General features: G+C 34.0%; 16 protein-coding genes. 6 read left to right on the top strand and 10 right to left on the bottom strand.

What is annotated here, in order from left to right; genetic code table 11:
• Nucleotides 1-401 precede the first annotated feature (401 nt).
• Complete coding sequence (locus tag ACQ5J2_RS00445; RefSeq protein WP_432671729.1) at nt 402-2033, bottom strand: tetratricopeptide repeat-containing sensor histidine kinase; 1632 nt, start codon at nt 2031-2033, stop codon at nt 402-404.
• A gap of 97 nt (nt 2034-2130) precedes the next feature.
• Between ACQ5J2_RS00445 and ACQ5J2_RS00440 the strand changes: the two genes are divergently transcribed.
• Together ACQ5J2_RS00440 and ACQ5J2_RS00435 are read left to right on the top strand one after the other, a co-directional pair.
• A complete protein-coding gene (locus ACQ5J2_RS00440) occupies nt 2131-2430 on the top strand; it encodes a transposase (protein ID WP_432670545.1) in 300 nt (99 codons plus the stop codon).
• Nucleotides 2427-3305, top strand: a complete 879-nt coding sequence (locus ACQ5J2_RS00435; protein ID WP_432670543.1) for an IS3 family transposase — start codon at nt 2427-2429, stop codon at nt 3303-3305. The genes ACQ5J2_RS00440 and ACQ5J2_RS00435 overlap by 4 nt, the downstream gene beginning before the upstream one ends.
• 1 nt (nt 3306) lies before the next feature.
• Here ACQ5J2_RS00435 and ACQ5J2_RS00430 read toward each other — a convergent pair whose 3' ends face one another.
• Nucleotides 3307-3942 carry a hypothetical protein gene (locus tag ACQ5J2_RS00430; RefSeq protein ID WP_432671728.1) on the bottom strand — a complete coding sequence of 212 codons (636 nt, stop codon included), beginning with the start codon at nt 3940-3942 and terminating at the stop codon, nt 3307-3309.
• A gap of 342 nt (nt 3943-4284) precedes the next feature.
• Here ACQ5J2_RS00430 and ACQ5J2_RS00425 point away from each other — a divergent pair, with 342 nt between their 5' ends.
• Complete coding sequence (locus ACQ5J2_RS00425) at nt 4285-5013, top strand: hypothetical protein (protein WP_432671727.1); 729 nt, start codon at nt 4285-4287, stop codon at nt 5011-5013.
• 49 nt (nt 5014-5062) lie between these two features.
• Here the strand turns inward: ACQ5J2_RS00425 and ACQ5J2_RS00420 are convergent, their stop codons facing one another.
• From ACQ5J2_RS00420 to ACQ5J2_RS00405, 4 genes are all read right to left on the bottom strand, one after another.
• Entirely contained in the window at nt 5063-5902 is an 840-nt protein-coding gene (locus tag ACQ5J2_RS00420; protein WP_432671726.1) for an RteC domain-containing protein, read from the bottom strand.
• Nucleotides 5903-6194: 292 nt separating this feature from the next.
• Nucleotides 6195-7145, bottom strand: a complete 951-nt coding sequence (locus tag ACQ5J2_RS00415; RefSeq protein WP_432671725.1) for a nucleotidyl transferase AbiEii/AbiGii toxin family protein — start codon at nt 7143-7145, stop codon at nt 6195-6197.
• Between the two features lies 1 nt (nt 7146).
• Nucleotides 7147-7722 (bottom strand): DUF6088 family protein, encoded by a 576-nt coding sequence (locus tag ACQ5J2_RS00410; protein ID WP_432671724.1) that lies wholly within the window; start codon nt 7720-7722, stop codon nt 7147-7149.
• Between the two features lie 517 nt (nt 7723-8239).
• On the bottom strand, nt 8240-8839 hold the full coding sequence (locus ACQ5J2_RS00405) for an REP-associated tyrosine transposase (protein ID WP_432671723.1): 600 nt from the start codon (nt 8837-8839) through the stop codon (nt 8240-8242).
• Between the two features lie 419 nt (nt 8840-9258).
• Between ACQ5J2_RS00405 and ACQ5J2_RS00400 the strand changes: the two genes are divergently transcribed.
• The 3 genes from ACQ5J2_RS00400 to ACQ5J2_RS00390 are packed head-to-tail and all read left to right on the top strand — an operon-like array spanning nt 9259 to nt 10997.
• A complete protein-coding gene (locus tag ACQ5J2_RS00400) occupies nt 9259-10494 on the top strand; it encodes an AAA family ATPase (protein WP_432671722.1) in 1236 nt (411 codons plus the stop codon).
• Complete coding sequence (locus tag ACQ5J2_RS00395) at nt 10491-10799, top strand: hypothetical protein (protein WP_432671721.1); 309 nt, start codon at nt 10491-10493, stop codon at nt 10797-10799. The genes ACQ5J2_RS00400 and ACQ5J2_RS00395 overlap by 4 nt, the downstream gene beginning before the upstream one ends.
• A 15-nt stretch (nt 10800-10814) precedes the next feature.
• A complete protein-coding gene (locus ACQ5J2_RS00390; RefSeq protein WP_432671720.1) occupies nt 10815-10997 on the top strand; it encodes a hypothetical protein in 183 nt (60 codons plus the stop codon).
• 1675 nt (nt 10998-12672) lie between these two features.
• Here the strand turns inward: ACQ5J2_RS00390 and ACQ5J2_RS00385 are convergent.
• The 4 genes from ACQ5J2_RS00385 to ACQ5J2_RS00370 form a co-directional block, all read right to left on the bottom strand.
• Nucleotides 12673-13113, bottom strand: a complete 441-nt coding sequence (locus ACQ5J2_RS00385; protein WP_432671719.1) for a hypothetical protein — start codon at nt 13111-13113, stop codon at nt 12673-12675.
• Nucleotide 13114: 1 nt separating this feature from the next.
• Entirely contained in the window at nt 13115-13681 is a 567-nt protein-coding gene (locus ACQ5J2_RS00380) for a Panacea domain-containing protein (RefSeq protein WP_432671718.1), read from the bottom strand.
• Between the two features lie 1114 nt (nt 13682-14795).
• Nucleotides 14796-15533 carry a hypothetical protein gene (locus ACQ5J2_RS00375; protein ID WP_432671717.1) on the bottom strand — a complete coding sequence of 246 codons (738 nt, stop codon included), beginning with the start codon at nt 15531-15533 and terminating at the stop codon, nt 14796-14798.
• Nucleotides 15523-18741, bottom strand: a complete 3219-nt coding sequence (locus ACQ5J2_RS00370; RefSeq protein WP_432671716.1) for an Eco57I restriction-modification methylase domain-containing protein — start codon at nt 18739-18741, stop codon at nt 15523-15525. The genes ACQ5J2_RS00375 and ACQ5J2_RS00370 overlap by 11 nt, the downstream gene beginning before the upstream one ends.
• Nucleotides 18742-18774 lie beyond the last annotated feature (33 nt).

Raw genomic sequence — 18774 nt, 5'->3', positions numbered from 1 at the left:
CCGACTGTTGAAGCCTTTTGTTATTTTTATTTGATGCAAGCATTCCTTATTTTAAAAAAAAAGGGGTTTGCTATTTCCCTAATTGCTTGTGTAACACGCTTGCTCGCAGGTCAAAATTACTTTTTTATGCTGGTTTAAAATTATACTTTTCTGTTGACTTATTACAAGGTTTTAGCTTTATCAAATGGTTAGTAAATGGTAAAAAAGGATTGGCATTGAGTTGTCAGTTGTCAGTTGTGAGGGTTGAGTTGTGGGTTGTGAGGTTTTGGGAATGGGAGCTTAGCTATTTGCTGGGAGGGTGGAAGGATTGTGCGATTATGCCATGGAGGCACTAATTTGGACACTTTTAAAATACTTAAACAATAACGTTCAGCTTGAATAGGGAAGGAAATAGCGTCATTTTAGAATAGTATTTCAATGGTGGTACCACTAGAATTTGAGGTAATGGTAAGTGTACCATTAATGCTTTTTACTCTTTGCTGTATGTTTTTTAGCCCGATACCTTGATTCTTCTTTTCTGTTTCAAATCCAATACCATTATCTGTTATTTGAACTGAAATTTTGGATCCTTTTTTGAGTACGAAAACAGAGCATTTGGTTGCTTGTGCATATTTATTCACGTTGTGCAGCGCCTCTTGACCTATGCGATAAATGTGTACCTTGTGCGCGCTTGGCACTGCCGTCCAGTCTATGTAGTTATCAATGCTACAGTCAAACATGGTATGATGCGCATTGGTCTGATTCAATACCAACGACTCCAAAGCTTTTTGAAAACTCGTATCTTCAAATGCTGCATTTTGCTGCAAATCATGCGATACTTTTCTAATTTCTTTTTCCACCAAAAGTAATTCTTGCACCAACTGCTCTTTTTGGTCGCTCGCACCCAATTGCAACAGCGATAAATTAAAACGAGTGGCAAAAACACGGTTTACTATTCCATCATGCAGCTCCAACGCTATGCGGTTTCGCTCTTCAAGTCGGGCCGATTGATTTTCATACTGTTGTTCCAAAATCAGTTGGTATATTTTTTCATTACTCTCTTGCTGATTTTTTATATAGTGCAGTTCTCTGTTTCGAGATTTAAGTCGATATATAATAAAAATAACCGATACTAGTAAAAGCGCACCACTGAACACGAGAACGGTTGAGGTATATTTTTTAATGAGCGTCTCATTTTTCTCTTCGACTTGATCCGTTTCGTAAGCAATACGTGCAAACTTATTTCGGGTATTCCGCTCAATATTTTGCAAACTATCCGTTATGCTAATATATAGTTTTCCATAATAGTCACGCTTTTCTTTGTCGTTTAAACTAAGTAATTTTAATGCATTTTTCACATCATACGTGCTTTCGATTTCTCTTGCTTTTTTATACCCATCCGTTAGCAAATTCAACCCTTTAACCGTATCCTTAGCTGCGATATAATACTCTCCCAAATGAATTACTCCGGTTACAATACCTGATTTTATCTGTAAACTATCTCTAATTTTTGCAGATTCCAAAAGTAAACGTTCCACGTCTTTTAGTGCACCAGATTTCATTTTAGCATTGGCGAGATTATCAAGTAACATGGCGTAAAGCGTAGGTTGGTTTTCTTTAATTTTATGCGAAGCCAAACCTTTTGTGTAATAATCGATAGCGGAAGTAAAATCAGCTTTTTTTTCGAATAGATTGCCTATATTATTATAAATGGATGCCCTAGATTTGATTAATTTATCTTCGGGATAATTATTTTTTTCCATTGCATCCAGTTGTTCCCTTGCTAAATTGAAATAGGGCAATGCTTTTTCATAGTTTCCTAATTCACTGAGATTAAGCCCCATTAAATTGTACGATTCGTAAAGGAGTCTTTGGTTATCATCTTTTTTTAGATAATACATTGCATTGGCTGTCTGCACTTCACTTTCAGTGTAAATGCCAGCATCATATAAAATGCCAGCCTTATATAAAATCAATCTCCCAATTCCTAGACTGTCATTAGCCGTTCGGTATAGCTTTTCCGATTTAGAGTAATACTTAAAAGCACTGTCCAACTGAGTAAATTTTTCGTGATAATCTCCAATATAGCATAGTGGATGTACTAATTTAGCTGGGAGTTTAAGTTAAGAGAAAAAACCTTAATTTTAACTTATGACAAAAGAGAGAAAAATTTATGACGCAGCGTTTAAAATAAAAGCTGTAGAACTAAGCAATGAACGTTCCAACATAACTGAATTAGCCAGAGAATTAGGTATTCGTGTTAGTATGCTTTATAAGTGGCGTAAGGATTACGATAAGTTTGGTGCTGGTAGCTTTCCTGGTAATGGAATTTTAAAACAAACATCAGAACAAAAACTAATTAGCGAATTAGAGGCAAAGTTGAAAGAAGCTGAATTAGAACGAGATATATTAAAAAAAGCAGTGGGCATTTTTTCCAAGAGCGGTCGATGATATTTGATTTTATTAAAAATCATGCAAAAATATTTCCGATTGAAAAAATGTGTAAAGTTTTAAAAGTCAGCCAAAGTGGCTATTACCGGTGGAAAATCGCTGCCATTTCTAAGCGACTTCAGAAAATGAATGTTTTAAAAGAAAAAATTACATCCCTTTATTTTGAATCCAAACAGCGCTATGGTAGTCCACGAATAACAATGGAATTAAATATTTTAGGGTTTCAGATTTCAAGAATTACAGTTGCAAAATATATGAGAGAACTTGGTTTGAAAAGTAAGTTGAGTAAAAAATTTAAGATTACCACTGATTCTAAACATAATTATTTACTTGTTGAGAATGTGTTAAACAGACAATTTTTGGTTTCTCAGCCATCAAAAGCATGGGTTTCAGACATTACATATATTCACACTAAAGAAGGATTTTTGTATTTAACAACGGTAATGGATTTGTATGACAGAAAAATTATCGGCTGGAGCTTAAGTGATGGAATGAGTACAAATGAAACAACTCTAGCATCATGGAAAATGGCAATTAGAAACAGAAATGTGCAAAATGGATTAATTTTTCATTCTGATCGAGGTGTCCAATATGCTAACAACAAATTTGCAAATGTTTTAGACTCATATAAAGTAACTCGAAGCATGAGTAGAACAGGAAATTGTTGGGATAATGCAGTGGCAGAGAGCTTTTTTAAATCTTTAAAAACGGAATTAATCTACGGCAATAAGCTCATTTCAAAAGAACAAATGAAACTTCAAGTTTTTGAATACATTGAACTCTGGTACAATCAAAAAAGAAGACATTCAGCTTTGAAATACATGACAATAAAGGAATTTAACAATCAATCAAATAATTATAAAAATGTCGCTTAACTTAAACTCCATCTTTTATTTGCATATCCAGATTGGTGTTGCAAAGCGCCAGTGCGTGAAGGGTATTGAGGTATGCCCTGTCGTTTTCTTCGCTGTAGTAGTTTAAACACTCGTTAAATAGAGCGATTGCTTCGTCGTAAAACCCAATTTGGTATTTGGTTATTGCTAGCGTGTATTTGATCATGTGTTTTGCATCTAAATCGTCTGTTTTTGCAACGTATTTATCTGCCTTTAAATAATTGTCTAACGCTTTCCGCAGTTCCCTGTTGTTGTAATGCACTATTCCTTTAGTTAAATAGGCATTTCCAATGAGCACGTTATCGGAGGTTTGCATCGCACAGGTCAGCATGCTGTCTGCGTAGTGCAGCCGTTGCTCCCTGTTTGACCTGTAGCTCATGATTCTATATGCTTGAGCCATTTGGTAGTAGTTTTTTTTCTGCTTTGCTTTTTTTAACCACCCCTCTAAATAGATACGGGACTTCAAGCTGTCCGCATTATTTTGCTGGACGGCCTGGTTTAGGTATTCCCAACTTTTTGTACTTAAAGTGTCTTTAGTGTTGAAGGAAGGATGCGGTTCGGCAGCTAAGTGGAGGCTGCATCCGACAAGGAATAGTATTGTAATTTGATTTGTTAGCATGGGGCTATTGTAAATTAAATTAATTAGAATATTAATTAGCAGGATTTAATTATATAAAAATAAGTAATTAATGGCAATTGCGGTTTGCAGAAGAAAAATTGTTAGTTGAACTGCATTGGTTGGGTTACTTTGGACGCTTTTTCTAGGTACAATAGTTATCAATTTTAAAATTCAGCACTTCATTTTAAAATTGAGAAATACTTTGTTTGCATGAACTACCTGACTCCCATAGCTTTGTTCTCGAATTCAAAAGTTTGTTAGGAGCAAACAAAAAAAACTGTTCAAAGTACCCCGGGTTAAATGAACTGATCAACAAATCAGTAACATTTAAAAATTAAAAAAATGAAAAATTTATTATTATGTCTCCTTCTTGTGTTTTTTTGTGCTTCTTGCGAAGTGGAAACGGCAAAATTTGAAAGTACCCACCCTCTGCCTGAAGCTGTAACTTTAGGGCAGCGCAGTCTGACGGACTCTCTTTCTAATAGCAATAATCCGTACGATTATTGTGGTCAATTGTTTTTAGAACTCCATCAAGCCTATTTTGTAGGGGTTCGCGATTCGCTTGCATTAGATGCACTTGTCCTTGCTGTGGAGCGTGTTTCGGAAGAATCGGCTGGGTTTACTGCTATCAAGCCCAGGGTTTATCAGGCTCCACTGCCGGAACGGGTACGTTATTTTGTTACCTCAAAGGACAGTTGTTTGACTACGGTTCTGGATGGTAGTGGCCTTTCAGAAGCGGCTGCTTCAAGTTTTAATGCGTTTGTACTGGAGTATCTCTCGCTCTGTGCTTCCAGCGCTGATTACCCTTCCATTTATAGCTTTGTATATCACTATGAAGCGACCGTATTGGGCGACTTACGGTTCAATGCATTTGATCAGAAAGTACTGCTTATTAGCAGCTCCGTAGCACGCTATAGTGCTGCTGCCAAAAAGAAGCGCCCTAAAAAGAATACGGATCCTGCGTGGGAGTTCTTGATTTGTGGGATTTATGGCAGTCTTGAAGGCGCGGCCTCTAGTCCTGCGGAAGCCGTTACACTGGCCCTAGCAGCTGCAATCGCAGAGAATCAGTAGGGGAATTTTTTACCACTTTCATTAAAAGGTCGCATTATGCGGCCTTTTTTTATTGATCGGTAGCATCCATTCTCGTGATTAATTTATCACGAAGGCCGTTTAAGAACTTTGTTCTTTCCGAAGTTCGGCTTCGAATGTCCAGAAAGGTGCGGTGAAATTGTCCTAAATCGACATCGAATGTGGATTCGAAAAATGCTGTAATGTCTTTCAGGTCGGATGCCCCGTTGTTGAAGACGCCTTCGGAGTGGAGTGCATAGATTAATTCGGTTAAAGCTACTTTGGAAGCGGTCCATTGTAGTGCATTTTTATCCCTGCCTGCGCTCCGTTTTTTTAAGTGCTTATGTAGTGCTGCCCGCCTGTCTTGAATGTACGTTTTCAGTTGCTCATTTGCCAGGATTTTAGCCACTTTAAAATCGTGTGAGGTAGAGAAGCTGTGGTCGGTTTGAAAGTAGCAGCTGTCCCTGTTTAACTTGATATCGAATTTACCTCTTCTAAAATACTTTTTGTCAAAGCAACGGTTTCCTGTTCGGAAGTACTCATAGAACTGGCTATTTTCATCAAAAAAGACGTTCAATTTAGCTAATTCATTATTGTAGTATTTGCGCTGAACTTTAGCAGCGCCAAAGGGTTTCTTGGCTTCTATATTGTAAATTTCATTGTAGTAGATTAGTTTGCTGGCAAATTGTGGTTTGATTTCCCGAAAGAACTGTATTTCCTCTTTTTTATTTTCGAACTTGTACTGGAGGAAGAAGTTTTTCAATTTTTCCAAGATGGAAACGATGTGGATTATCGCATTTTCCGAATATTCCATAGGTTCGGTTGCTGTTGAATGGATTTCTTCCAGTTTGTGATTCAAATCTGTAATGAGTTCTTGTGCATATGTTCTCATGTTGGGTCCGCATTAATTAGACAGGTAGTGCATAATTTCGTGACAAAACTATCATAGCGCCTCATTTGATGCAAATTGTATAGTTATAAATTTTAAACTTGATAACACTGGTTTTAAAATCACACTGTTAAATTACCGAATTGCAATGTTTTTTTTTTGAAGAGGTTGTGGGTTTTGGGTTGTGAGTTTTGGGTAATGGGTTATGGGTTGTAGGTTGTAGGTTGTGTGGTTTAGGCGGTGTTTTTCCTGTAGACTGCGAAGAGCGGGGGATAATTACCGCATTATTTTTTCTTCATAGTTTTTCAACCCATTTGCTAATTTCTGTAAGCACTTCTTCAAAATCAGGTTGACCCTTATAATATAAAGTTGCTGTAGCTTTGTATCTTTGAACGAAACGACTTCTGATACCTTCATCATGTAATAGAAACGCTTCGTTTTCGGCGATTTGAATATCAAAATCTACTTTTGGAAAGCGTTCTATTTTGTGCTCAAAATATGCTGTTGTTCCAATAAATTTTTTGACTTCATCATTGCCTAATAGACTATAGATATCATAATATTGGCGCATTAAGTTTTGACGTTCTACTTTTGTATCTTGTTCTTGTCTGAATTTGGTGGCTACGGTTTGTAATTTTTCGACAAAAGTATAACCCGGATGATAACAGGCTATATCGACTGCTCGATTGTCTATTACAGCAACTCCTTGCTTTACTGCTTTATCGTAAGCCCATGAAGAAATTGTTTTAGTATTGTTTGGAGTAACTTTATCAAATCCAGCTTCCAAAAGTATTCCTTCTTTTATTCCTTCTTTTTCTTCTGTGAATGTTTGGTAATACAATCGGATGCCACCGCTGCGGTAGTATGCTTCATCATCAAATTCGGTATCTCTTTTTACCTCAATGATACCGTTTATTTTTATGGTATCTGCAAGCCAATCATAGAATTTCTTTCGAGATTCCACATTTTTAGGCTTAGTATTCTTTGGATTTTCATTAATATCAAATTCCGGTGGAGGCTTTATATGTATATCAATATCTTCGGAAAAACGGTTGATAATGTTGTAACCTTTAGAAAGAGAAGTACCGCCTTTGAGTTCAAAACTGAAGTTTAGTTGTTTTAATCCATACAAAACATGCATGATCCAATAGTCTTTTTCAACCAGAATGGGTTCAATATTCAATTCGTTACCTACAATACGAAGCAGTGCAGCAAAATCTTTATGGTTGTGTAAGTAATCGGACATTTCAGGTTGTGATTATTGGCTCTAGTAGTTTTTTTGCTTTTATAGTTCCGTATTCTTGTAATGACTTTTTTAGTTTTTTTGGATCCATTGTTTTTGCTCTAGAGCGTACTTTGGAAACCACTTCATTTGGGTCTTCTGCTAGTTGGTCCAGGTTATTTAATAAATCAACTAATAGGAATTCTTGGGTTACTTTGTTTGGAAAATGTGGTTTTACTCTGAATGAAAATGTTTTTCCGCCGAGGTTGAAATCGCCATGGCGTTTATGATTGTAAACGGTTTTCTGATTGTATAATTGCGTAGTTCCAACGCCAAGTGTATTGTAAGCATTGAATGAAGTGAGTAAAAAACGAGAATCTTTTAGAAAGGAACGCACCAATACTTCTTCTTCGGGTGGTGCTTCTCCAAATACTGTTACCTCTGGGTAAAAGTACAGCCCTTGAGCAAGCTTTTGTAGTGTACCTTCTTTAACCAGTTCATCCAGATGACGGTCAACGGAAGTGGACCACTTTGACAAATCTGCCCTGCGGTACACTTTACCTCGTTTTAGGTGTTTTTTTAGTTCTTGTAACTTATTCATGAGGCAAAGGTAGTAAATATCATTTTAATTGCATATTTTTTTATTGAAAATTCATGCAAAATATTTATAATAATACTTATCTTATCAAGTAAATGGCGCAAAATATTTTGCAAATATTTTAAACTGCTATCAACTACACAATGTGTAGTTGATAGCAGTTTTTTTCTTACAGACTTCGTAGAGCCATTCGCCGAGCGGTAAACTTCGTATAGCAGGGACGTTCGCAGAGCGTCAGACTTCGGAGAGCGGGGGTGTTGGCAGCAAGCAGGTAGTAAGTTATTTTGCGCTGTAAGTGTAGCGCCATTCTGAAACTTTAATTTTAGTCACGTTGCAAACGCTTTGTGTCGGTGTTTAAAAAAAGTAGGTACTCGTTGCAAACGAATACCAGATGGAAAGTTGACTCTTTTGACTGCAATCGTGATGCTTCGAGACTAGCGATTATCCAAGATTTTCCGAAATTTATTTATCAAGTTTTGCTCTGCGAATGTCTCCGACTTCGCAGCGTCTTAATTTCCGATTAATACTGATCGTAACGCTGCATGTTATTCAAATTTAAAACAGCTACAATTGGATTGTCTGCTTTTGTGATAGGTAGTAAGCCAGTATCATTGACATAGTTTGAAGCACTTGAATACATATAGTGTGAAGCTTTTTGGACTAAACCGGCACGAATGGGGTTAAGATGTATGTAATCAAGCTTTGACCACATAAATTTATTGGTGTAAATTTCTTCTGGATGATTCCCATATTTCCAGAATTGGTATGTTTTGTTTCTCGAATGACTTTCAGTAGCTAATGCAAATCGCTCCAACATCCATTCTTTTCTGCTTTCTGGTTCGGTTTGAATTTTGTTTAAGATAACTCTAGCTGTAAACTTTTTAAAATCACGAATCAAGTCTGATAATTTACCTTCTTGAGACTGCACAATCATGTGTATAGGATTACTCATAATTACGTAACCGTATAGGTTCATGTTTTTATTTTTAATGCAATAATCCAGACTACTGATTACTTCGTCGCGGTATACTTTTCTGGAAAATACATCTATCCAGTCTACAACCGTTATAGTGATGAAATGTGGTAAGGTTTGGTTTCTAATGGTATATCCTTGCTCCATTTACTTTTTTATCAAATATAGTAAAATTAGCTTTCTTCTATGAATGTCTTTTAATCTAATCTGTGCTTTTAAGAATTAAATGCTGCGAAGTCGGAGACATTCGCAGAGCGTCAGACTTCATAGAGCGTCAGACTTCATAGAGCAGGGAATGCAGTCTGAGACATTCGCAGAGCAGTAGACTTCGCAGAGCGGGTTTTTTTAATAAATATATTAGTAACCTCGGACTGAACTTTGAAGTATTGCACAATGCATATCGCAATATAGAGCATAAATAATACTACTTTTATTTAACTTTAATCCACATTAAAGGATTCGTGCGTTAGCGGGGCAAGTGCATCGGAATATTTTCTCGACACCTAGAATTATAGTGTAGATAAGAAGATAATTTTATGTAAATTTGAGCTCTATTAAATGCATTTATGAGTAAGATAAGAGTAAAAAATTTCGGACCAATAAAAGGAGGTTTTCTAGAAAATGATGGTTGGCTTGAAATTAAGAAAGTCACTGTTTTTATTGGAAATCAAGGATCAGGAAAAAGTACCATTGCCAAGCTTATATCTACGTTAACCTGGATTGAAAAAGCTTTGGTACGTGGTGATTTTAATGGAGAAGCTTTGACAAGTGAAGCATTTAAAATGCATTGTTCTTATCAAAATATAGGCTCCTATTTTAAACCTAATACTAAAATAGATTATGAAGGGAAAGCAGTTACCCTTCGTTTTAGTGCAACTAGTACCTATGTTTTTGTAGAAAAAAATCCAATAAATGCATACTCCTTTCCAAAAATCATGTACGTGCCATCTGAACGTAATCTGGTGGGTTCCGTTAGAAATGTAAGAAATTTGAAAGGACTACCAAGCACTCTTTATACTTTTGCAGATGAATATTTTGATGCTCTAGATGATCTTGGCTCACTTGATGGTTGGGTTGATTTACCTATCAATGGCGCAACATTGGAATACGAGAAGTTTACTAGCAACGTTAAAATTAAAGGAAATGACTATACTGTAAATTTGAGTGAGGCATCTAGCGGCTTTCAGTCGTTTGTGCCTCTATATATGGTTACCGCCTACCTTGCAAGTTCACTATATAAAACGCGTGACCATTCTACCAAACATTTGAGTTTAGAAGAAGAACGGAAATTATTTCTACAGGTTCAGGATATTATGAACGACCCTACGCTTTCTGAAGAAATTAAGAGGGCACAGATGCAGTTGCTTTCAGCGCAGCGCAGTTACTCTGCATTTGTGAATATTGTTGAGGAACCGGAACAAAATTTGTTTCCAACCTCGCAGCGTGAAGTTCTGAACACCTTGCTTAAATTTAGTAACCAAAATAATAATAAATTAATCATAACTACGCACAGTCCTTATCTTTTAAATTACCTCACCTTGGCAGTGAAAGCATCGTCATTGGTTCAAAGGCTACATAACAATCAAACTGATATGTTGCAAAAAGTGAATCAAATTGTGCCCATCAATTCAGTATTAAATGGAAATGATCTTGTGATATATGAAATGTATGAGGAAGAAGGAACCATTTCGCGGCTCGAAAACTATCATGGGATGCCCTCAGACGACAACAAGCTTAATGAACGACTTGGCGAAACCAACGAGCTTTTTGCAAGGTTATTGGAAATCCAGCAGAAGTTATGAGTATAAATTTTTTAAATACAGGATGTCAAACGTACTCTAGCAGGAAAAAATTTGGACTCTGCGATGACCCTCCACCTGCCAGAAACCCAGCTTACATTGACGAAGCCAATGGGGCAAATTGGATTGCCGTGGTGATTAATGATTATGATTACAATTGTACATTTACTGCTGTTGACAATTGTATCGATGTTAGAAAGCCAAATGGCAAACTGGATAAACGCTGCGAAGGCTTTATATCCTATAATGATACCATCATTTTTGTAGAATTGAAAGAGCGAGGAACACAAGGTGCTGAGTGGGTATGAGATGCAGACGAACAATTGCGTACCACCATCGGTCATTTTGAAAAGACAAATCTTGCTGAAGAATTTGTAGAAAAAAAGGCTTACATAGCAAATGGCGAACATCCAAATTTTAAGGAAAGTCAGATGGGGCGAATGCAAAAGTTTCTTGAAGACACCGGTTATGTTTTGCGAATTCAAGCTCGAATTTATTTGACATAATGCATACATCCCAAAATTTTAAGTTCGCGAAGTGCATACCTGACTGCTTTAAACTTTACTTCGGCTAGGCACTTATTTAAATTCTTCCACTGGATATATAATACGCTAGTTTTCCCAATGTAGAATAGAACAAGCATGACAGCAGGCTGCGGTACTCGCTTATCGTTTCTATAGAAACGTCTGAAAATTCCACCGACATCTATACTCCAATTGCAACTAGAGTTGCGGTAGAAAATTTGGTAAAAGTTTAATAGGCTCAGGTTAGCTACAAATTAAAATTTCACCAAATGCAGTGCAAGTTATGCCTCCAAGACCTAGCTCTTCTGAAAAAGGCACACATCATTCCCAATTTTATGTACAAAGGACTTTTCGTCGGAAAAGGACGCATGGCAAATATCAGTACTAGTGATATTCGAAAGATGACTTTTATGCAGTCAGGATATTACGAGTCAGACATGTTGTGCGCGACTTGCGACAACTCAATTATTTCTAGGCTTGAGCGCTATGCCAGCAAGTTTAATTAGTCGCGTTGCAAACGCTGCCATTTGCTTTTATAACATAAGTAGGTACTCGATGCAATCAAGAACCAGAAAAAAGGGATAAACGAGGACGAGAGGGGAATACTTTCAGTGCCTCTCTATATTCAAAACAAACATTATTCCTACTGTTAAAGTGGGAAAGAATTTTCATTTGACTGCGTTGAAGTGTTTTTATGTTTCATAGTTGATATGAGAGGATAAAACTCACTACAATGATACAAAATATAATAATAAGTTGTTTCTTTTATTGTAAGTTACCTTTTATATGCTAATTGTGAGTTTAAAACTCACAAAAACGATACAAAACACCACTTCGGTTTAAAATTTATTGTTTTTAATCTATTTTTTCACCCACTTATTCACCCACTTTTTATAGTTAAGAATTTATTATCAATGTGTTTTAAAATATATTTAACAGTAAATCAGACACTTAATACATTAATATATATTGTTTGTAAATTATTATTCACCCACTATTTTTTTTCCAAATGGTAAAAAACAAATGGTAAATATATTTCATATTGTGATATGCGATACTGAATTTGATTGAGCAATGGTCTAAATACTTTTACTTTGAATAAAAAAAGATGCCTAAGCATCTTTTTTTTTAATTAGTTATTGTCTTTTTCACATTCAATAAAGAATTGAGATAATGTCATTTCTTCTTTTCGTAAAATTTTTATTAATGTATTTATAGGACCAGAAAAAAGGGATAAACGAGGACGAGAGGGATATTTTTCCTGTAAACTTAGAAGAGCAGGTGTGTGTTTTTCCTGTAGACTTCGGAGAGCGGATTGCTAATTATCCACAACAAATTATTAGTTATTTAATACAATGACAAACAAAAATAATACTTAGCTCATTACTATGAAAAAACAGTATCTATTTTCAAAAGAGCAACGTATTGATTTGTTATTGTATTTTTTTTTAGATAAACACTTGATTTTACTCCACAAAAAAAGAGGACACTAAATCCTCTTGAAATTCATTCAAAAAACCTTTACGATACCTCCATAAATATTGACAGCATGTAATCGGCTTCATCCTATCCTCCAGCAAGTATCTGACACTATTTTCATTTTGCATTCGTGCGGCTAATCCAAAAAGTCTTTTATCTGTTGATAGTATTTTTTAATTTATAATAATTTCTGATATTTTCGTTTTACAGATTTAGAGTTTTTTAAGCAATCAATTAATGAAAAGAAAATGTCAGCTTTCATTTTACCCCATATTTTATAATCAGTATCTTCAATAGGGTAAATCTCTTTTAATGATTCAATTTCATAAACATCAATTTGATGTCCATAAATATGGGTTTTAAAATCAAATTTTTTTCCACAATCTGTTACAACTATAGCATCAGAGATTACAAAGCAATTTAGGTTTATGGAAGGAAGCTCAATACATCCATTTTCAATTTCTTCTTTTTGGGGAATTGAATCTGTTCGTGTAGGAAGAGATGCTAAAATATTTTGATCAGCGTGATTTTTTAAAACAACAAAATACTTTGGTTTCGCTGTATTTCCATTTTTAAAATAAAAGGGGTCAAAGTATATTATCGTTCCTTCTTCAAACATTTTAATTTGCTTCTAGAAAATCCATATAAACAACTTTTTTTCTTTCATCGTGATTTATTAAAGACCCCATATCAATTAATAACTCAGTATTATTGATTAATTCTTGTTCTAATAAATCTAAAACAGAATTATCTTTGGCGGTATTATACCAAGGTGAATTTTTACGATGTGTGTAGTAAATTAAATCTTTAGCACTTTTATCACCAAATTTTTCAGCCACAAAATCTAATAAATCAATATCATTATCAGAAAACTCATCATCATTAAAAGCAACAATTGGTTTAATTACTGTAACACCTCCTATCGAAGTTCTTTCTAAGTAATTTTTAAATAGCGATATTTCTGACGATAAGTCAACGAATATTTCTTCCGAAACAGGACCGAATTTCCAAACCTTATATTTCAGATTAAAAAAAGGTATTCCGCTTTTCTTAATTGATAACTCATCTAAAATATAAATTAGTTTTAAGGCTTTGGTTTTGGACAATTCACCAATTTTTCCGGAAAGATAAATAATTGCATTTCCAACTTTATCTATTTGGTTGTCAGATAATTTTATGTAAGACATTTTTTCCACAATGCAAAAGTACAACAAATAAAATTATAAACAATCTGTTGAAAACTATATTTTAATTATGACTTATTGTACTCAATATTATAATGAAAGTGGTATAAAAACTACCCTCAGCCTCATAAATAATCGATTTTTTGCCAAAAAACAGAATCCTGAATCCTCCTTTTAATACATCTCAACAACTTATCGATAACTCCATAAGTATTAACGGTTGTAATCGGTTCCTTCCAACAGCCACTTCATTGTTGGCTTTTCAAGCCCAACGAATCCTTATATGTTAGCGATTGAATCTATTGAATCGTATTTTGCGCCCTAGAATAGCGGTTTTGCTGCAATCACTGCTTTTTAGAAATAAATGCTGCGAAGTCGAAGACGTTCAGAGCTTCAGACTTCGGAGAGCGGGTAAACCTGACAATACAACTATAAAGCATCATCTAATACCAAACTAAAGGATTACTCTATCGAATTGTATTTAGTGCCCTAAAGGTGGGGGTTTTGATGCAATCCCTGCTTTTAAGAAATAAGTGCTGCGAAGTCGGAGACATTCGCAGAGCGGTGTTCACTTTCATCGGAATAGTCAATGGAGTACTTATCTGCAATCCAATGCTAAAATCATAAAAGACTATGCCTATTGGAACCTCGCCATATTTCTTCAAACCCGAAACCCAAGCGTTCCAGACATCCCAAATAAATTGATAAAACCCGCAGTTCGCAATGGGTTGACCAAGCAAACCAATGAATATTGGAAATTAGTTTTTCAAGAATTAGGCACAATAAACTGCATTTTTACAGATACCCAATTGTATTTCGAGCGAAAAAAATACACAGTACATCTATAAAACATTTCATGCCACATGAAAGGATGGATTCCGTCGAAGTTCTTTTCGAATGGTAGTGGTGGGTGGATGCAGTCCCTGATTTTTAAATCTAAATGCTGCGCAGTCGGAGACATTCGCAGAGCTGTCGTATTTTTACAGTAAACTTAGTAGAGCGGGGCTTTAGACTTCGCAGAGCAGGTGTTGTTCTGGAAATTTAGTTGCTGCGAAGTCGGAGACGTTCGCAGAGCGTGAGACTTCGGAGAGCGGGGATTGCAAGATGAATAAAAAATCTAATTTAAAACAACCTTCCTGTAATCAAACATTAAATGGTAAACGGAAAAAGGATGTTTGCCATGATTTCTCTTATGTGATGACATATAAGTTCCACCCATTTTCTTATGAAGTTTATCAGGGGTTAAAAATAAATCTGTCTCAATAGATAAGGTTGTTTTTAAAATTGAATTTATTTTATCCGAAACAATAATATGATCTAATTTGTCATTTTCAATAAATGCAATTTGCCCCTCGAAAGGAAGTCTCGTGTTGATATGAGTCCTGTTTACAAACTTATTTTGGATATCTAAAACGTAGTCTTTTGAATCGGATAGAATTTGAATTCTTTTACATTCAATAGCAAAATAAATGTTTTCATCTTCTTCCTTTGCAAAAATATTTTTTAAACCTAATTTATTAATGTAAATATCAATTTTATCAGGTTTGATTTTACCATCTACAGCATCCATATATCTTTGCTGGGTTTCGCAAGCAAAATTGATTTCTTCTAAATCAGAAATCTTCCCCTTCAAAAGCGATTTGTTTTTAACTAAATAATTTTCTTTAAATTCAAATTTTAAATGATCTTCAAACATAACTGTACCCATAGAAGCAATTCCACTTTTAGAGTAAGTGATTCCATCTACTAAAAATATAGAATGACATTCCATTACGTAGGAAAGAATTTGCCTAATCCTTTGCTGCGTTACCGAATTACTTCTTGCCTGAACAAATGTTGCAACATTAGAACCCATCAAAATTGCTGTTTAAATTGTTCAATTCTGATTCCTCTATGGCCTCTTTAAATTCAGCTACATCATACCAAGCCATAGCTCTGTGCCAACATTTATATTCATCGGGTTTAATGATATAAAAAGAATTCTTTTCAAATCCTTTTATGTCCTTTTGAATAAATAAATTATGTTCTGCATCTTTTGCATTTGTAATTTGCGAAATGCTCAATGTATTGGCTAAACTTTCTAATACTTGTTTCTCGTCTTTCTTCTCTGAATAGATAATTTTCTCAGAAGGCTTTTCGTCTAAGAAAACAAAATTCATCGCAATGAAAAAGTCTAAACTATAAATTTCAACTTGAATAAATTCAGTGTCGTATATTCTTTCAAACTCCTGAAGATAAACTTCAACATATCTTTCTAATACAAATTTCTTGTTTCGATGGTCATCCGTATTAAATTTGGAAACTAAATGTTGTTTGCTTTCTTGAAATTGGTAACGGGAAACATTCAAAACATAATCAATCAAATCTTTTTCATAACCCGTAATTTGGTATATTTCTTCAATTACTGAATTGATTTTATCTAATATTAATGCATTCGGTTCTCGTGGATAAATACTATCTGGATACTCCTTGTAAAATTCTTTGTAGGGATTTAATAATTCTTCAACTAGAAAAGCAAGATTATTTTTTTGGGTTTCATTTGCTTGAATGAATGGAAAAGAAAGATATTCATCGTCGAACCTAATTTGCGGTCTTGTTGATGTTCCCCAAGAACCTGAAATCAAATAAATATAGTACGTGTAAAGATCTGACAACAAATATAAAAACATTTGTTTTATAAGAGCTTTATTTTTAGAACAAATACCCCAAATACCATTCTTATATACACAATTTTCTTCTAGATATGAAATAACTAATTTACTCTCATCTTTTGCTTGTTCCTTTATTAAAATTTTACTTCCAAAAAACAACTCTTTAATTCTTCCACTTTCATAATGGACGTCGGAAGCTTTTAAGATTAAGTTATTTTCATTGATATTTGAAGTTATAAAATCCACACTACTATTTTCAATTAATGGTAAACCAATTAAAAAATCTGCAAAATCCTTCCCTTTATTCGATTTAATACCAGCTCCTTTAAAAATTTCACTCTTGTCAAATAGATCAAGCACTTTATTTTTATTTTGTTGTAATCTTTTTAATAAAACGTGGTCTAAAGTATTTCCATACAATGCTACTTTAAACATCCAGTGATTTTCAACAAAATGCTTTTGAAGAATTTTTTTATAATCAAATTTTTCTATGACAAGTGTTTTAGTGAATTTATTAAAAAATTTACTTTGCTTTATAGATTTAAAATGAATTGGATAGTTGTCTGAATATTCTTTATCAAACTGTTTAAACTGAATATTTAATGCTGGACTTATAATTTTTTGATTTTTATACAAAACATTTCCATTCTTGTCTAAAATCAAATTTTTATTTTTGTCTTTTCTAGGAATACGCTTTTCACCATCAAATACTAATTTTCTCACTGGTGATAAATCTAGAACTGATTGAATTGAATTATTTTTAAAAAAATTACTTTTAACATATCGAATAGTATCTGATACGTTATAAAATATTGTGCTTGTAACAATTAAAGAACAAATTGTATCTTTGGTCATAAAATCATTAGCACGCATCAAATAGGACAAAGCAATCTCTTTTTCTCCCTGTTCCTTTTTTAAGTAAACATTGTTTTCATTCAACCATGCAATGTGATAATCTGACTTATCTCTTTTCCAAGGTGGATTTCCAACAATAAAATCAGGTTTTTTTGATTTTATTAATTCTAAATTTTTTGAATAGGTACTGATTTCAAGCTTTTTTGTTTCTAAATCATTTTCTTTAATATCTCTAACAAAAAAGTTGGTTTTAAAAAAATTATTATCTTTTAAATTCGGAAATTTATAAACATCAATATTCCCCGGTTCTTGGTAATCTAATAAGGCTACATATATAGAAAAACAAGCTACATTTATAGCCTCTTCGTTAATATCAATCCCAAAAAGATTTTGTTCAGCAATTTCTTTAATTTTTTCTCCAAAAGTTTGATTATCATCATTAGGGTTAAGTTCTTTTTCCCTCTCAATCATTCTCCTTAGTCCTTGAACTAAGAAAATACCAGAGCCCATGGCAGGATCAAAAATTTTACACGCACTGGTTGATTTATTTTCTTCAAAATAGGTGTCAACTGTTTCAGTTAAAATATAATCTACTAAAAAAGGGGGAGTATATACAGCAGAAGTTGCATTTTTGGTTTCTTCATCTAAAAGCGTCTCATAAATACCACTAATCAATTCCACGGGGATAATCCCAAAATCAAAAATTTCAAACTGAAAATCAAAATCAGAAAACAAGTTTATTTTGTCTTCTACCTCAACGCCATCAGGACTAAAAAGTTTCGATAAAATGTTGGACTGCTCAACACTCAATTCAATGTTAGAGTCCTTAAAAAGAACCCCATTAAATCGTGTGTTTAAATAAGCAAAAAAGGCAACTAAACGTTTTGGATTTGCAATTAACTCACTTAAAGACCTTCTTCTTGAAATAACATTTTCTTCATGTCCTTCAATAAATGAAACATCAATTTTTATTTTCCTATCGATAAGATAGCGAATAAAAATCAATCTCAAAACCAGTATTTTAGCCAGACTTTCCTCTAAGTTATAAACCTCTTTTAAAAGTAAAATAGTTTGTTTTATATTTTCAAAAAGCTGTTGGTTGACCCTCTTCTTAAGTACCGTCTTTTTATGTTTTTCATAAAACCACTCAAAAGCGGCACCACTTTGTAAATTCCAAAATGAAAACCTCTTATTTCTTTCCTCTTTAGAGAGGATAATTTCTTCTAACCCTTTGTGTTTCTCAAAGTGTAAGGCATTATATACTTTTACATCAGCATCTTTGATAACAAAAATGATTGGAGCATGATCAAAAGACCAAACCTTCTTATGAATTTCATTTTCCTTTTGTAAGTCAGTAGCAGTAGTTAAATCAAAAAATAAAACAAAAGGCTGCTTGTTAAAAACATAGTAAGCATCGGGTTGTATGTCTTGTAACTTTTTAAAAATATCAGACGAAAAGCCATTAAAAACAGCTCCGTCCTCTTCCTTCCGGAAGTAAACAGCATCATTCTCAACTAGGTCTAATTGATTTAGAAGTATTTTAAGATGTTTTTTCAAAATCTACAAGCAATTTATTTTACAAATCTAATA

The sequence above is a fragment of the Flavobacterium sp. SM2513 genome, from assembly GCF_050908145.1.
In the GTDB taxonomy this organism is placed as follows: domain Bacteria; phylum Bacteroidota; class Bacteroidia; order Flavobacteriales; family Flavobacteriaceae; genus Flavobacterium.
Note: the sequence above shows the minus strand (reverse complement) of the source record. Positions and strands in the feature narration are given on the sequence as shown.

Coding starts and splice junctions, on each gene's coding strand:
- ACQ5J2_RS00440 (WP_432670545.1), top strand. CDS start 2,131: ATGACAAAAGAGAGAAAAATTTATGACGCAGCGTTTAAAATAAAAGCT.
- ACQ5J2_RS00435 (WP_432670543.1), top strand. CDS start 2,427: ATGATATTTGATTTTATTAAAAATCATGCAAAAATATTTCCGATTGAA.
- ACQ5J2_RS00430 (WP_432671728.1), bottom strand. CDS start 3,942: ATGCTAACAAATCAAATTACAATACTATTCCTTGTCGGATGCAGCCTC.
- ACQ5J2_RS00425 (WP_432671727.1), top strand. CDS start 4,285: ATGAAAAATTTATTATTATGTCTCCTTCTTGTGTTTTTTTGTGCTTCT.
- ACQ5J2_RS00420 (WP_432671726.1), bottom strand. CDS start 5,902: ATGAGAACATATGCACAAGAACTCATTACAGATTTGAATCACAAACTG.
- ACQ5J2_RS00415 (WP_432671725.1), bottom strand. CDS start 7,145: ATGTCCGATTACTTACACAACCATAAAGATTTTGCTGCACTGCTTCGT.
- ACQ5J2_RS00410 (WP_432671724.1), bottom strand. CDS start 7,722: ATGAATAAGTTACAAGAACTAAAAAAACACCTAAAACGAGGTAAAGTG.
- ACQ5J2_RS00405 (WP_432671723.1), bottom strand. CDS start 8,839: ATGGAGCAAGGATATACCATTAGAAACCAAACCTTACCACATTTCATC.
- ACQ5J2_RS00400 (WP_432671722.1), top strand. CDS start 9,259: ATGAGTAAGATAAGAGTAAAAAATTTCGGACCAATAAAAGGAGGTTTT.
- ACQ5J2_RS00395 (WP_432671721.1), top strand. CDS start 10,491: ATGAGTATAAATTTTTTAAATACAGGATGTCAAACGTACTCTAGCAGG.
- ACQ5J2_RS00385 (WP_432671719.1), bottom strand. CDS start 13,113: ATGTTTGAAGAAGGAACGATAATATACTTTGACCCCTTTTATTTTAAA.
- ACQ5J2_RS00380 (WP_432671718.1), bottom strand. CDS start 13,681: ATGTCTTACATAAAATTATCTGACAACCAAATAGATAAAGTTGGAAAT.
- ACQ5J2_RS00375 (WP_432671717.1), bottom strand. CDS start 15,533: ATGGGTTCTAATGTTGCAACATTTGTTCAGGCAAGAAGTAATTCGGTA.